18 protein-coding genes are annotated in these 14,280 nt (G+C 62.3%); 7 read left to right on the forward strand and 11 right to left on the reverse strand.

Annotated elements, in window-relative coordinates; genetic code table 11:
• Positions 1-9 precede the first annotated feature (9 nt).
• The 7 genes from glyA to GGR40_RS03440 all read left to right on the forward strand — a co-directional run bounded on the left by glyA (position 10) and on the right by GGR40_RS03440 (position 4,326).
• A complete protein-coding gene (gene glyA / locus GGR40_RS03410; protein WP_429274783.1) occupies positions 10-1,308 on the forward strand; it encodes a serine hydroxymethyltransferase in 1,299 nt (432 codons plus the stop codon).
• Positions 1,309-1,312: 4 nt separating this feature from the next.
• Positions 1,313-1,540, forward strand: a complete 228-nt coding sequence (locus tag GGR40_RS03415) for a hypothetical protein (protein ID WP_429274784.1) — start codon at positions 1,313-1,315, stop codon at positions 1,538-1,540.
• Positions 1,541-1,568: 28 nt separating this feature from the next.
• Entirely contained in the window at positions 1,569-2,045 is a 477-nt protein-coding gene (nrdR, locus tag GGR40_RS03420) for a transcriptional regulator NrdR (protein ID WP_429274785.1), read from the forward strand.
• Positions 2,029-2,772, forward strand: a complete 744-nt coding sequence (locus tag GGR40_RS03425; RefSeq protein WP_429274786.1) for an RNA methyltransferase — start codon at positions 2,029-2,031, stop codon at positions 2,770-2,772. Before nrdR ends, GGR40_RS03425 begins: the two co-directional genes overlap by 17 nt.
• Before the next feature lie 88 nt (positions 2,773-2,860).
• Positions 2,861-3,121, forward strand: coding sequence for a hypothetical protein (locus GGR40_RS03430; protein WP_429274787.1), 261 nt, complete (start codon positions 2,861-2,863; stop codon positions 3,119-3,121).
• Between the two features lie 245 nt (positions 3,122-3,366).
• Positions 3,367-3,981: a 30S ribosomal protein S4 gene (gene rpsD / locus GGR40_RS03435; RefSeq protein ID WP_429274788.1), complete on the forward strand. Its 615-nt coding sequence runs from the start codon at positions 3,367-3,369 to the stop codon at positions 3,979-3,981.
• A gap of 153 nt (positions 3,982-4,134) precedes the next feature.
• Positions 4,135-4,326: a hypothetical protein gene (locus tag GGR40_RS03440; RefSeq protein ID WP_429274789.1), complete on the forward strand. Its 192-nt coding sequence runs from the start codon at positions 4,135-4,137 to the stop codon at positions 4,324-4,326.
• 49 nt (positions 4,327-4,375) lie between these two features.
• On the opposite strand, the gene tgt is transcribed toward GGR40_RS03440, so the two are convergent.
• From tgt to GGR40_RS03495, 11 genes are all read right to left on the reverse strand, one after another.
• A complete protein-coding gene (tgt, locus tag GGR40_RS03445; protein ID WP_429274790.1) occupies positions 4,376-5,509 on the reverse strand; it encodes a tRNA guanosine(34) transglycosylase Tgt in 1,134 nt (377 codons plus the stop codon).
• Between the two features lie 79 nt (positions 5,510-5,588).
• Entirely contained in the window at positions 5,589-6,620 is a 1,032-nt protein-coding gene (locus tag GGR40_RS03450; protein WP_429274791.1) for a DUF481 domain-containing protein, read from the reverse strand.
• Positions 6,621-6,639: 19 nt separating this feature from the next.
• Entirely contained in the window at positions 6,640-7,419 is a 780-nt protein-coding gene (locus GGR40_RS03455; protein WP_429274792.1) for an ABC transporter permease, read from the reverse strand.
• Complete coding sequence (locus tag GGR40_RS03460) at positions 7,416-8,375, reverse strand: ABC transporter ATP-binding protein (protein WP_429274793.1); 960 nt, start codon at positions 8,373-8,375, stop codon at positions 7,416-7,418. The genes GGR40_RS03455 and GGR40_RS03460 overlap by 4 nt, the downstream gene beginning before the upstream one ends.
• Positions 8,376-8,453: 78 nt before the next feature.
• Positions 8,454-9,107, reverse strand: coding sequence for a thermonuclease family protein (locus tag GGR40_RS03465; RefSeq protein ID WP_429274794.1), 654 nt, complete (start codon positions 9,105-9,107; stop codon positions 8,454-8,456).
• A gap of 125 nt (positions 9,108-9,232) precedes the next feature.
• A complete protein-coding gene (gene queA / locus GGR40_RS03470; protein WP_429274795.1) occupies positions 9,233-10,261 on the reverse strand; it encodes a tRNA preQ1(34) S-adenosylmethionine ribosyltransferase-isomerase QueA in 1,029 nt (342 codons plus the stop codon).
• A gap of 79 nt (positions 10,262-10,340) precedes the next feature.
• Positions 10,341-11,033, reverse strand: coding sequence for a peptidylprolyl isomerase (locus tag GGR40_RS03475; RefSeq protein WP_429274796.1), 693 nt, complete (start codon positions 11,031-11,033; stop codon positions 10,341-10,343).
• A 110-nt stretch (positions 11,034-11,143) separates the two neighbouring features.
• Positions 11,144-11,668, reverse strand: coding sequence for a pantetheine-phosphate adenylyltransferase (gene coaD / locus GGR40_RS03480; protein WP_429274797.1), 525 nt, complete (start codon positions 11,666-11,668; stop codon positions 11,144-11,146).
• Between the two features lies 1 nt (position 11,669).
• Positions 11,670-12,578 carry a polyprenyl synthetase family protein gene (locus GGR40_RS03485; RefSeq protein ID WP_429274798.1) on the reverse strand — a complete coding sequence of 303 codons (909 nt, stop codon included), beginning with the start codon at positions 12,576-12,578 and terminating at the stop codon, positions 11,670-11,672.
• A 10-nt stretch (positions 12,579-12,588) separates the two neighbouring features.
• A complete protein-coding gene (locus GGR40_RS03490; protein ID WP_429274799.1) occupies positions 12,589-12,834 on the reverse strand; it encodes an exodeoxyribonuclease VII small subunit in 246 nt (81 codons plus the stop codon).
• 334 nt (positions 12,835-13,168) lie between these two features.
• A complete protein-coding gene (locus tag GGR40_RS03495) occupies positions 13,169-14,227 on the reverse strand; it encodes a hypothetical protein (protein ID WP_429274800.1) in 1,059 nt (352 codons plus the stop codon).
• Positions 14,228-14,280: the final 53 nt, after the last annotated feature.

Below are 14,280 nucleotides of genomic sequence, written 5' to 3' on the forward strand. Positions count from 1 at the left end.
CTGATGAACATGACCGTAGAAACCGCCATCCGTTCGCCCGGCTTCTTCACCGACACGATCGCGCAGAGCGACCCGGACGTCGCCGCCGCCATCGGTCACGAACTGAAGCGTGAGCGCAAGCAGATCGAACTGATCGCCTCGGAAAACATCGTCTCCAAGGCGGTGCTCGAAGCGCAGGGTTCGGTCCTGACCAACAAGTACGCCGAGGGCTATCCCGGCAAGCGCTACTACCAGGGCTGCGAGCCTTCGGACGAGGTGGAGACGCTCGCCATCGAACGCGCCAAGACGCTGTTCGACTGCGGCTTTGCCAACGTGCAGCCTCATTCGGGCGCGCAGGCCAATGGCGCGGTGCTGCTGGCGACCGTCAAGCCCGGCGACACGATCCTGGGCATGAGCCTCGACGCCGGTGGCCATCTTACGCATGGCGCCCGCGCTGCGCTCTCAGGCAAGTGGTTCAACGCGGTCCAGTACGGCGTAACCAAGGACACCCACCTGATCGACTACGAGCAGGTCGAGGCGCTGGCGAAGGAGCACAACCCGAAGCTCATCATCGCAGGCGGCTCCGCCTATCCGCGCGTCATCGACTTCAAGCGCATGCGCGAGATCGCCGATGCCGTCGGTGCGATCTTCCAGGTCGACATGGCGCACTTCGCGGGTCTGGTCGCGGCGGGCCTGCACCCCTCGCCCTTCCCGCATGCACACATCGCAACCACCACGACGCACAAGACCCTGCGCGGTCCGCGCGGCGGCATGATCCTGACCAACGACGAAGCGCTGGCCAAGAAGATCAACTCGGCGGTGTTCCCCGGCCTTCAGGGCGGCCCGCTGATGCACGTCGTCGCTGCCAAGGCCGTGGCCTTCGGTGAAGCGCTGCGTCCCGAGTTCAAGGACTACGCCGCGCGCGTGATCGAAAACGCGCAGGTGCTGGCCGACACGCTGAAGGCACGCGGCGCCGCAATCGTCTCGGGCGGGACGGATACCCATCTTGCGCTGGTGGACCTCACCCCGCTGGGCGTGACCGGCAAGGACGCCGACGAGGCGCTGGAGCGTGCGGGCATCACCTGCAACAAGAACGGCATTCCCTTCGACCCGCTGCCGCCGATGAAGACCAGCGGCATCCGCGTCGGTTCGCCTGCAGGCACAACCCGCGGGTTCGGCCCGGAAGAGTTCCGCGAAATCGGCAACATGGTGGCCGACGTTCTCGACGGGCTTGCCAAGAATGGCGAAGCAGGCGACGCTCAGGTGGAGCAGAACGTGCGCGCGCGCGTTGAAGCGCTGTGTGATCGTTTCCCCATCTACGAGGACTAAGTCTATGACCGACCCGCAGCGCCCCAATCAGAACGGTGATTTCGTCAACGACGCTCGCCAGGAACTCGCCGGAATGCTCAAGGATGGCCTCGACCATCCTTCGACCAAGCCGGTATTGATCTGGGGCGCAGCGGGTGCGGTTGCGGGCGCGTTCCTGCCCTTCGTCTCCATTGGCCTGGGCCTTGCGGCAGGTGCAGGATACAAGTTCTACAAACGCGTCCGTCCGGACTGAGACCGAATTGTTGAAAGTAGCTGACTGAATGCGCTGTCCTTTTTGCGCCCACGATGATTCCCAGGTCAAGGACAGCCGCCCGACCGAGGATGCCACCGCCATCCGACGGCGTCGCCAGTGCTCCAGCTGCGGCGCTCGCTTCACCACGTTCGAACGCGTGCAGCTGCGCGAGATCGTTGTAGTCAAAAGCAACGATTCGGAAGGGCATGAACGCCGTGAACCGTTCGATCGCGCCAAGATCGAACAGTCGGTTACGCTCGCCTGTCGAAAGCGCGGGATTGATCGCGAGAAGATCGAACGCCTGGTGTCCGGTGTTCAGCGCCAGGTGGAAACCATTGGCGAGAACGAGGTGCCGTCGCGCACCATCGGCGAACTTGTGATGGATGGCCTGCGGCAACTCGATTCGGTTGCCTATATCCGTTTTGCCAGCGTTTACCGCGCCTTCAACGAAGCGCGGGATTTTGAAGAATTTGCAGGGACCGTGCGCGATGTCGGCGTCAATTGAAGTGAAGCAGCCCGTCATCGTGCTGGTCCGCCCCCAACTGGGCGAAAATATCGGCAAAGCCGCCCGCGCAATGCTCAACTTCGGGCTGACCGAAATGCGGCTCGTCTCCCCCCGCGACGGCTGGCCCAACCCGTCGGCAGGCCCTGCCGCCGCAGGTGCCGACGATGTGCTGGAAAAGGCGACCGTGTTCGAGACGCTGGCCGATGCCGTGCATGACTGTGCGAACGTCTATGCTACTACCGTGCGCAAGCGGGGCGTCACCAAACCGGTCGTCACACCCGAGCAGGCCGCAGCGGAAGTCTACGCCGCCAGCGGGCGCTCTGCCTACGTCTTCGGTCCCGAACGCTCCGGCCTGGAAACGGACGACGTTGCCCTTGCCCGTGCGATCCTGACGGTGCCGATCAACCCTGCGTTCGCCTCTCTGAACCTGGCACAGGCGGTGATCCTGTGCGCCTATGAATGGTCCAAGGGCGCAGCCATGGCGCAGCCGACTGTCGAGGAGCTTCTGCCCCCTGCCCCGCAGGACGAGCTTGAAGGCATGATCGGCCAGTTCGAAACTTTGCTCGAGCCTACGAAGTATTTCTTTCCTGAAAGCCGTTCTGCCGCCACGCGACGGACTTTGCGCAACATGCTGACCAAACCGGGCTGGAACTCGCTGGAAGTACGTACCATGCGCGGCGTCCTCAGCGCGTTGGGCGGAAATCGGCGGCCCCGCGTCCCCGATTAACGCTTGGCAACGGAGGCTATTTCTCTTTGCTGCTGTGTTGCGCAAGTGTACATCGTTGCCCAATGAAAAAGTTGGAGCGACTTCTCTGATGATCCGTAGCATTCTGCTTGTGTCGGCAGCCCTTGCCGCCACGACCCCGGCCATGGCCAAAGACAGGGGCGACGCCGCCGCCCAGGCCGACCCCGACAAGAAAGTGTGCCGCTATGACGGCGCTACCGGTTCGATGATGCGCAAGCGTGTCTGCCATACCGCGCTAGAGTGGAAGCAGATCGATGAAGCCAACGCTGCAAATGCCCGCCAGATGGTGAATCACAACAACATGAACCGTCCCGCAATCGGCAACCAGTGATTGACAGCCGCCAGCGTCATGGTGGCACTCAAAACGCACGCTGGCGGTTGACTTTCCCGAACAAGGCCGTAAGGGCCACCCTTCACATGGCGCCTGTCTCTTCTGGCAGGTTCGTCCACTCGGCCCCGCACTCTCGGTGAAGCGGCGGCCGCATCCGGCACGATAGGCCGTATGGTGCGCTCCGGGAGAACCAAGGATCGCGTTGCCACGGTGGTTGCGCGGCAAGCAGAATGTAAGGACGACATATGTCGAAGCGTCAAAGCTCGAAGTATAAACTCGACCGCCGCATGGGCGAGAACATCTGGGGCCGTCCCAAGAGCTCGGTCAACCGCCGCAGCTATGGCCCGGGCCAGCATGGTCAGCGCCGCAAGAGCAAGGTTTCGGACTACGGTCTGCAGCTGCGCGCCAAGCAGAAGCTCAAGGGCTACTATGGCGACGTGACGGAAAAGCAGTTCAAGCGCACCTACCAGGAAGCGTCCTCGATGAAGGGCGATACCAGCCAGAACCTGATCGGTCTGCTGGAGCAGCGCCTGGACATGGTCGTATACCGCGCCAAGTTCGCGCCGACCATCTTCTCGGCTCGCCAGATCGTTTCGCACGGCCATATCCGCGTCAACGGCGTGAAGTGCAACATCGCTTCGCGCCGCGTGAAGGTCGGTGACATCATCAGCCTGGGCAACAAGGCCAAGGAAATGGCTCTCGTTCTCGAAGCGCAGAACCTGCCCGAGCGCGAAGTGCCTGACTACGTCGCTCAGGACGGCACCGACAAGGTGACCTTCGTTCGCGTCCCGACGCTCGACGAAGTGCCCTATCCGGTGAAGATGGAACCGAATCTGGTCGTCGAGTTCTACTCGCGCTGATCCGGTTTTCCGGCAACGGAAACAAGCAAAAGGGCGGTCCTTCGGGCCGCCCTTTTCGCATGTGTATCAGGGTGTTCAAACGATACGAAAAATTACACGATCAGCAGCATCTGTAAGGGAACTGCCGCAGGCCTGCGGCATTAGCCCAGCATCATGACTCGCTATCGCTTCGTCACCCCGCACCGCACCGGAAAATGGTACACCGACCTGCGAACCGCACAGCGCCACGCCTGCGAAATCGGAGCAGGATTCCTCGATGAAATGACCGGTCGCTTCGTCGCCTACGTCGAAACGATGCTGGAAGTCATGCACGGCGAGGAAGCCACGCCGGACGCGGTCGCCTGAGCTGACACGCGCCGACGGCAGAGCCGACAATCGCCGGATTAGACCGTAATCAGTCCTTCCGGCTCAGGTAGTCGCGGCGGAAGTCGGCTGCAAAAGCAGCAAAGCGCCCGGCTGCAATCGCATCGCGCATCCCCTGCATCAATTGCTGGTAGAATGACAGGTTATGTTCTGTCAGCAGCATGGCGCCCAGCATTTCCCCTGCCTTGATCAGGTGATGGAGATAGGCCCGGCTGTAGGTGCCGCAAGTCGGGCAGGCGCAGCGTTCGTCGATCGGGCCGGTATCCTCGGCATGGCGGGCATTGCGCATGTTGAGCGGGCCGTTCCAGGTGAACGCCTGCCCGTTGCGGCCCGAGCGGGTGGGTAGCACGCAGTCGAACATATCGACGCCGCGCTCCACCGCTCCAACAAGGTCATCGGGCTTGCCGACTCCCATGAGATAGCGGGGCCGATCGGCGGGCAACTGGTTCGGTGCGAAGTCGAGCGTGGCGAACATCGCCTCTTGGCCCTCGCCTACGGCCAGGCCGCCGATCGCGTAGCCGTCGAAACCGATGTCGGTGAGCGCCTGCGCACTGCTTCGGCGCAGATCCTCGTCGAGCGCGCCCTGCTGAATTCCGAACAGGGCGGAGTTCTCGGCGTGTTCACCGCCCTGATCGAAAGCGTCCCTGCTGCGCCGTGCCCAGCGCATCGACATTTCCATGGAGCGGGCGATGACGTCCCGCGGCTGATCGACCTTGGGGCATTCGTCAAAGCACATGACGATATCCGACCCCAGCAGCCGCTGGATCTCCATCGAACGCTCGGGGCTGAGCATGTGCCGCGAACCGTCGATGTGGCTGGCGAAAGTCACACCCTGTTCGGTAATCTTGCGCAGGTCGGACAAGCTCATCACCTGATAACCGCCGCTGTCAGTCAGGATCGGGCGATCCCAATTCATGAACTTGTGCAGTCCGCCAAGGCGCGCGACGCGCTCTGCGCCCGGGCGAAGCATGAGGTGATAGGTGTTGCCCAGCAGGATGTCGGCGCCGGTGGCCCGCACGTCCTGCGGCTTCATGGCCTTGACCGTGGCGGCGGTGCCGACCGGCATGAAGGCCGGGGTGCGGATTTCTCCGCGACGCATCTGGATGGTGCCGGTGCGGGCCTTGCCGTCGGTGGCGTGGATCGAAAACTGGAAACGAGGATTCATGCCCTGCCCCTAGAGCATTTTCAGGCTCGGTGGAAATATCCAACAGCATGGATAGATATGACCGCGCCTGCGGCTTGGGTCAAAATCCGTAGACGAGCGAGAAGCGCGAAATCGTATCGGTCTTCAGCGATCCGGCGGGCGGCGATGTTTCGTGCTCGATCGAATAGGACAGCTTGGCCTTCAGCCCTTTCATCATGCCCGCCTCGATCGCGGTCAGGGAGGTGAAGGTGTTGTTGTCGGAACCAACGTAGCTGCTGGCGTCCTGCGTCAGCTTGATCGTCGGATTGATGGTCCAGTCGAAATCGATCGAGGTCAGCACCGACTTTGTGGTCTGGTCAACGTCATCCACGTAGTTCGTGCGACGGACCGCCGGCCCCGCTTCCAGCGCCAGCGTCATGCCCGGACGGTTGAGCACCCGATAGCCCAGACCGCCCGAAAGCGTATAACGATCGGCAAAGCCCTGAATACGGTCGCGCTCGTACTGCGTTCGCCCGTAAGTGAAGAAACCTTCGTTAAGGGTATAACGCGGCTGATAGCTCGCCGAGAACTGCTCCCGCGTGACAGTACCCCGATCTTCCTGGTAATCGGCGTTGGCCTGCAGGATGTGCTCCCACTTGATGCCCTTGCGATCAAGCTTGAGCGCTGCGGTGTAGCCGAAGTTGTCGGTATTGCCTGTGGAGCGAAACGCGCCGACCTCCACCTGCCCCTTCCACAACTGCAGCACGCCCGAAGCCCGGATGCGAGCCAGTTCCGCTTCCGTCCTGGCGGCGATCTCCTTGGCACGGCGGTCGTTGTACGCCCGCTGCATGTCGCGGATTTCATCCTTGTCGTAAGGCTGCGTCTGCTGCGCGAACTTGACGAGTGCCGCCACCGAGGCACTGTCGTCGGTCTTCATGGCCGCTTCGAGAAGGCTGCGTACTGGCAGCGGCAGGCGCGGCTTGTCCGCCCTCACGTAAGGCACATACTCCGGATAGTCCGGCAAATCGAGCACCAGCGGGGGCGGCGGCTCGATGGGCAGCAGCACAAGCGGCTCCTCCTGCTCCTGCGCGTGAACGGGAGCGGCGAGCAGCAGGAACGGAAGGCTGGCGAGAACCGGGAGGGGCATCGTCATGGGATGACAGGCTAACCGCTTACGTGCGCAAACGCCACCCGCTGCGGAAGATCCAGGTGATGATCCCCACACAAACGGCCAGGAACAGGAAGGTCAGGCCCAACGACACGCCGATCGGCACATCGGAAGAACCATAGAACGTCCAGCGAAGCCCGTTGACAAGGTAGACTACCGGGTTGGCCATGGCGACCTGCCGCCAGGGTTCGGGCAGCATGTCGATCGAATAGAACGTACCGCCCAGGAACGTCAGCGGGGTGAGGATCAGCAAAGGCACGATCGTCAGCTTCTCAAAGCTGTCCGCCCAGATACCCAGGATGAAGCCGAACAGCGAGAAGCTTGCCGACACCAGCAGGATATAGAAGAACGCATAGACCGGATGGGCAATCGAGTAATCGACGAAGAAGCTGGCCGTCACCAGGATGATTGCGGCCAGGATCAACGACTTGGTCGCCGCAGCTCCGACGAAGCCGAACAGCGTCTCGGCCACCCCGACAGGCGCGGACAGCAGTTCGTAGATCGCGCCGGTGAAGCGCGGCATGTATATCCCGAAGCTGGCGTTGGAGACGCTTTCGCCCAAAATCGTCAGCAGCAGCAGCCCGGGCACGATGAAGGCCCCGTAGTTGACGCCGCCCATGCCGCCGCCGGCAGCCATCTGGCCACCGATCGCCGCTCCGAATACCACGAAATAGAGGGTAGTCGTCAGCACCGGAGCAAGGATCGACTGCATCGCCGTGCGAAACGCGCGCATCAGTTCCTGCTTGTAGATGGTCCACGCGGACCGGGCGTTGAACAGGCTCATGCCGGCACCTCCGAAGCGGCGTCGGGGCCTTCCAGCAGGTTCACGAAGATGTCCTCAAGGCTCGATTCATGGATGTCGATCCCTGTATAATCGATGCCGGCGCGGGTCAGCGCCTTGGTCAGCTCGGCGACTTCAGCGGTTCCGGCTGAAGCCCCTTCCCCGCCGCCACCACGGTACACTAGGGTACGGCCGTCCTGCGACAGTGTGACCGGAAGTTCGGCGATGCCGGACGGCACCTGCGCCAGCGGTTCGGCCAGCGCGATGAAGGCTTCGGTGCGGCCAAGGCGCTCCATCATCGCCGCCTTCTCATCAACCATTAGGATTTGGCCCTTGCGGATGATGCCGACGCGGTCGGCCATTTCCTCGGCCTCCTCGATGTAGTGCGTGGTGAGGATAACCGTGGTCCCGCGTTCCCGCAGAAGGGCGATCTGCTTCCACATGTCGCGCCGCAGTTCGACGTCGACGCCTGCGGTCGGTTCGTCAAGAAACAGCAGTTCGGGTTCGTGCGCCAGCGCCTTGGCGATCAACACGCGACGCTTCATACCGCCGGAAAGATTGCGAATCTGCTCGTCCCGCTTGTCCCACAGGCTCAGCGCGCGCAGAATCTCCTCGACCAGCGCCGGATTGGGAGGCAGCCCGAACAATCCGCGCGAGTGGTTGACCGAACGCAACACCGGCTCGAACATGTCCGTTGCCAGTTCCTGCGGGACAAGGCCAATCCGCGCGCGAAGGGTGCGCCAGTGCCTGCCCATGTCTTCACCGAACGCGGTGATCGTGCCGGAGGTTGGCCGCACCATGCCGCATACGGCTCCGATCAGCGTGGTCTTTCCCGCGCCATTGGGGCCGAGCAGCGCGAATATCTCACCCTTGTTGATGGTTAGATCCACGCCGCGAAGCGCGGTGAAGCCGCCGGAATATGTTTTGGTGAGACCGCTGATTTCAAGGATCGGTTGCATGGCAGCTTGAATGGAGACGAATTGCAGCAGTGCCAAGTCCCGGAATGCACAATATTGCGCAATGCATCGTTGAGGCTTTCAGCGCCGCCGATACGGCTCACAGGCAATACCGTCACCATCGCCGTCGAGATGCACGCGGTAGCCCGACTGGCCGCGGCGGATCGGCGCCGCTCCGGCTGCACGCGCTTCTGCGCAGTTGCGAAACGCAGAGCCGGCAACCTTCGCCGGGACGGTAACTCGCGTCGTGCTGATGATGGCGCGGCTGACCGCTGCCGTTGCGGAACTGCGCGGATTGGCCGCGCGATAGGAGGCGGGCGCCACGAATTCCGATGCCCAGATCCCGATCTTGGTAGACCTGCTGCGTTCAGCGATGGCTACGTAACCCGCAGGAGCATTATCGAGAGCGATCGCGAAACCTTTCTCCAGCATCGCTGCTGCAAGGTCCATGTCGCCGATCCGGCAAGTGGCCACCGTCCTGCCATAGACGTCGCGATCGCGCGGTGTGCAGGTCAGTTGCCTGGCGTCGACCAGTGTGCGCAACGCCGATGCGGCATCGACGCCGCAACTCCAGTTGTTCCACCCAACCCGGCAGCTCTGGCGGTATTCAGGTGCGTCAATCCCGTAGAGGCGCACTTCCCGTCCATCGACGAAGAGCGAATCGCCGTCCACCGCGCGACCACTTCCTGCAAAGTCCTGCGCCCATACCGGGCTTACGATCCCAGCAAGCATCATCGGGATCATCCAGCATTTCATACGCCCGCCCCCAATCGCCCTGAAAGGGCGTTGGAGCGGATGGTGCAACCGAAAGGCTTACAGCAATTTAATGGTCATCCGAAACTTCGCGTAAACCAATCAAGTCACGGCAGCAGCAGCGAGGAATCTCCGTAGCTGTAGAAGCGGTACCCTTCGCTGATGGCATGGGCATAGACCGCCTGCATCTTGTCCAGCCCCATCAACGCCGAAACCAGCATGAACAGCGTGGACTTGGGCAGGTGGAAGTTGGTCATCAACCCGTCGATGGCCTTGAAGCGGTAGCCGGGCGTGATGAATATCGAAGTGTCGCCTTCGAACGGGCGGATCATGCCATCATCGCCGGTCGCGCTTTCCAGCAGACGCAGCGAAGTGGTACCAACTGCGATGATCCGGCCTCCTGCCGCGCGCGCCGCATTGAGGCGGTCGGCGGTAGCCTGATCGATCCGCCCGAACTCCGCATGCATCTGGTGGTCCACCGTGTCATCCGCCTTCACTGGCAGGAAAGTGCCTGCACCCACATGAAGCGTCAGCGTTTCGCGCAGTACGCCTGCTGCATCCAGACCGTCCACCAGCTCGGGAGTGAAGTGCAGTGCGGCCGTTGGCGCGGCAACGGCGCCCTTTTCCCGCGCGAACATGGTCTGATAATCGCTGGCGTCCGCCTCGTCCGTGGCGCGCTTGCCGGCGATGTAGGGCGGCAGCGGCATTCGACCGGCCCTTTCGAGGAGCACCTCAACCGGCTCGTCACCCTCGAATGCCAATGTCCAACTGCCATCGGGCAGGCGTTCCTCGGCGATGGCAGTCACGTCCGCAGGGAAGGCAATGCGATCGCCGTCGCGCAGTCGCTTTGCGTTGCGGACGAAGGCCTGCCATCGCCGCAGGCCGATGCGCTTGTGCAGAGTGGCGCCGATCCGTGCTTCGCCGCGTGTACCCTCTAGCTGTGCAGGGATCACCCGCGTGTCGTTGAAGACGAGCACATCGCCCGCTCGCAGCCGCCTTGGCAGGTCACGGACCTGGACGCTCTCGAACGGAGCGTCGCCGTCCACCACCAGCATCCGGGCCGCATCGCGCGGGCGCGCCGGACGCAGGGCGATGTTTTCGGGCGGAAGGTCGAAGTCAAATAGGTCTACGCGCATGGCCGCGCGCTAAACCAGAGAAGGGCGGTCGGCAAGCCGTCGTCCCGGACAATGCCGCGCAAGGGCCGGGACAAAAGGCTCAGTTCGACTTGGAGTTGTTTAGTTCCGATACCGAAGGTGCGGTCAGCGCAGGTACCGCAGGCGCGATGGGCGCTGCCGGAACAGCCTTGTTCTCGGATGCCAGTGAAGCCTGAACGATCTTCGTGGGATTTTCGGGCGGCTCGCCACGCTGGATGGCATCGACGTACTGCATGCCCGAAATCACGCGACCGAACACCGTATATTTCTTGTCCAGCGCGAAACGCGGATAGAACACGATGAAGAACTGGCTGTTGGCGCTGTTCGGTTCATTGGTGCGCGCCATCGACACGGTGCCACGCACGTGCGGCATCGAATTGAACTCAGCCTCAAGGTCGGGCAGCTGCGAGCCACCCTGCCCGGTGCCCGTAGGGTCGCCGGTCTGGGCCATGAACCCGTCGATCACACGGTGAAAAATCTGGCCGTTGTAGAAGCCCTGTGACGCCAGTGTCCTGATGCGCTCCACATGGTGCGGTGCCCACTGCGGCATCAGGCGGATAGCCACCCGGCCACCATCCGACAGGTCAAGCAGCAGCACATCCTGCGGATCGTGCGCGATATCGGTGTCCACCGTGGTCGGCAGAGCAGGCGCGGCGGGTACGACCGGCTGCTTGTCCTTGTCCTTCGCAAAGGCCGGTGCGGCGACCAGCGCGGCACCGAGCATCAGCGTGGTCAGGGGAAGGCGAAACTTCATCTATCTGTCACCTGGGCAATTGACGGCCAAGCCGCGTGAGGCTCGCGATAGAGCGCCCCCGCTGTCGGCACAATGAATGATTTGCTGTCAGGCCCGCCCGCCTGAAGCGTTCAGTAGTCCCCCAACAATCCGTTCTTGGCAATACGCGCGACGACATCCTCGCGCACGGCCGGGCTGACGAACTTCGCGATGTCGCCCCCAAACATCGCGATTTCCTTGACCAGCTTGGAGGCGATCGGCTGCAGCCCCACGTCAGCCATCAGGAAGACCGTCTCGATCGCGGCATTGAGTTGCTGGTTCATGCCGGCCATCTGGTATTCGTATTCGAAGTCCGCCACTGCGCGCAGGCCCCTGACGATCACCGTCGCCCCCTGCACTTGCGCGAACTTCATCAGCAGCGCGTTGAAGCCCACGACGGTGGCGTTCTCGATCCCCAGCGAAGCGACTTCGCGCTCCACCATGGCGATGCGTTCTTCGGGCGTGAACAGCGGGTTCTTCGACGGGTTGGTGGTGACGCCGATGATCAGGCGGTCCACCAGCTTGGCGCCGCGCCGGATGATGTCGGCATGGCCCAGTGTGATCGGGTCGAACGTGCCCGGATAGACGCCGATGCGTTCCTGCCCGTTGGCGGCCATGTCAGTGATCCCTCTCGATGATGTAGCGGGCCACCGCGCGCAGCAGGTCTGCCTCGCGGCCATGCTGGGCAAGATGGCCGACCGCCTGCTCGACCAGCATCCGGGCCTGTTCGCGCGCACGGTCAGGCCCGAGCAGCGAGACGAAGGTCTCCTTGCCCGCAGCGGCATCCTTGCCCACTGCCTTGCCGGCGGTTTCGGCGTCGCCTTCATGGTCGATGAGGTCGTCTGCGATCTGGAACGCCAGCCCGATGTCGCGGGCGTAACCGCGCAGATGCGCGCGCCCTTCCGGGGGTATGCGGCCGAGGATGGCGCCCATTTCCACCGCTGCACCCAGCAGCGCGCCGGTCTTGAGTTGCTGCAGGCGGGTGACGGTCTGCAGATCGAACTCGCTGGTTTCCGCGACCAAATCCATCATCTGGCCACCGGCCATGCCCTGTGCGCCGCTGGCGTGACCCAGCGTGCGGACGAGTTCGATGCGGGTGAACGGATCGGCGCTGGTGGCGGCATCCGCCAGCACCTCGAACGCGAAGGCATGGAGCGAATCGCCCGCCAGCACCGCCGTCGCCTCGTCGAAGGCGAGGTGCAGGGTCGGCTTGCCATGACGCAGGGCATCGTCGTCCATGCATGGCAGGTCGTCGTGGATGAGCGAATAGACGTGGATCGCCTCGATCGCGATGCCGGCGCGGATCGCGGCTTCGCGCTGGACGCCGTACATTTCCGCGACCGCCGCAAGCAGCAGCGGGCGCAGCCGCTTGCCGCCGCCGATGGTCGCATAGCGCATCGCCTCGAACAGCTTGGCGCGGGCATCGTCGGGCACCGGCAGCAGCGCGTCGAACGCGCCGTCTATCTCCTCGGCGATCCGCGTCAGTCCCTGGGCCAGCAGCGAATCGGACACCTTCCCCCCGGTCACGTAAGGGCGCTCACAAATCGAAAGGCTGGGTGCCCGCCGCCTGGCCGTCCGGCCCGGCGACGATGCGCTCGATACGCGCCTGCGCCGCATCGAGGCGCTTCTGGCAGTGCTGGCGCAGCTTTTCGCCCTTTTCGTAGAGCGAGATCGAATCCTCCAGCGGAACGTCCCCGCTTTCCAGCTGGCGCACGATGGTTTCCAGCGCGCGCAGGGAGTCTTCGAAGCTGAGGGTGTCGATGGTCTGAGGATCGGAAGCCATGCGTGCAGCAATGACGAGCCGGATTGGACCGGTCAAGGTCGCATCCACCACCCGGCCCCTTGTTGAGACGTTAGTTGATGAAACACATGCGCGCGAGGCCTTTCCCTGAAGGGAAATGCGCGGACGGGAACGACGATAGGAAAGAGCCTGCGCGACTGTAGCAGAGCGCGGCGATGTAGGAAAATGGCGGGCGAAGTTGTGGCGATATTTAGAGTTCAGCCAATAGCTGTGGTCCGGGTGGCAATGGGCCGGTAGCGGCTTAGCAGCTTTCGGAGCGCCAAGGGTGCACATTTACCAGTGGCTCTACGCGGTCCCGAAGCAAAGGGCGTTTTACTCAACGCGCCTTAGAACTTTCGACGGCGGGTGGCGACGCGGGTATCTTTAGTGCTCCTTGGAGATAAGCCGCAGCCAGAGTGCCAATAACGGCAGCCACAATACCGATTCCCCAGGACGCCACTCTGGGCCATGCCTTCCTGAACCAACCCTTCTTCTTCTCACGCAAGTAGATCGCAGCATAAGGCACATAGCGAGAGTGCAGCCAATTGACCCCGACGATCAAGGCTAGAACCACACCCATCAAGATCGCACGATCCTTCAAGCTACCTAGACTTGGGAGGAAGACGATTGCGGCAAGCAGCATCACTTGGTTGATACCTATGCCCCACCGTTTGAAATTCGTAATGTAAGTTCGCTCGTACCGTTTCAGATCACGCTTCAACGTTTCAAGCTGGCCAAGTACCCAAGCCTCATTTGCCCCTTGGGTCATGGCCGTATTCACTTGCGGGCCAAATTCTATTGAGACGACTTGATTGGCACCCGATCCATCAGGCTTCTGAGCGAATAGCTTTATGATCTCTGCACGATCAACAGTGAATTGGATTTGCTTAAAGTCCTCAAGATAACGGGCCTGCTCAGTGCCTGCGACCACAGTAACAATTACACTAGGAAACTCGCGGCGGATGTTCTCGGCTAATTCCGTGATTTGGTCTTTATCAATTTCAATTGCTCCGAAATTGAAGCGGGCCGTGTGAAATTGTTCGGCTTGCTGCACCTCGTCGGTCTGTTCGCCGGTAGCGTGGGGGAATAGCACGAAGGTCCCGGCAGAGCCGATTGTGGTCTGCCAATCGCCGTGGACTTCGCCCTTGGCGTTCATGTTGCCGGTGACCGACAGTTGGCCAAACTCGACGCCATCGATTTGGGCCTGAGGTTGGCCTGCGAGCGCGAGGGTAGGAGCATTAAATGCGCCTTGCACCGCATAAACGACAATGCCGACGCCGGGTTCATTCATCCGAAGCGTGCCAGTTAGCGTTGCATCGTCACCATCAAGGGTGACGAATACATTACCAACATTCGTGCCCCAAACGCGGCCGGCCCATCTTTTCGTAATTGCCATAAATCCCCGCGGCGTCGATACTGGCTATAAATACTCGGCCAACGACAAGTTCA

The organism is Novosphingobium gossypii (genome assembly GCF_050433305.1).
Taxonomy (GTDB): Bacteria; Pseudomonadota; Alphaproteobacteria; order Sphingomonadales; family Sphingomonadaceae; genus Novosphingobium; species Novosphingobium gossypii.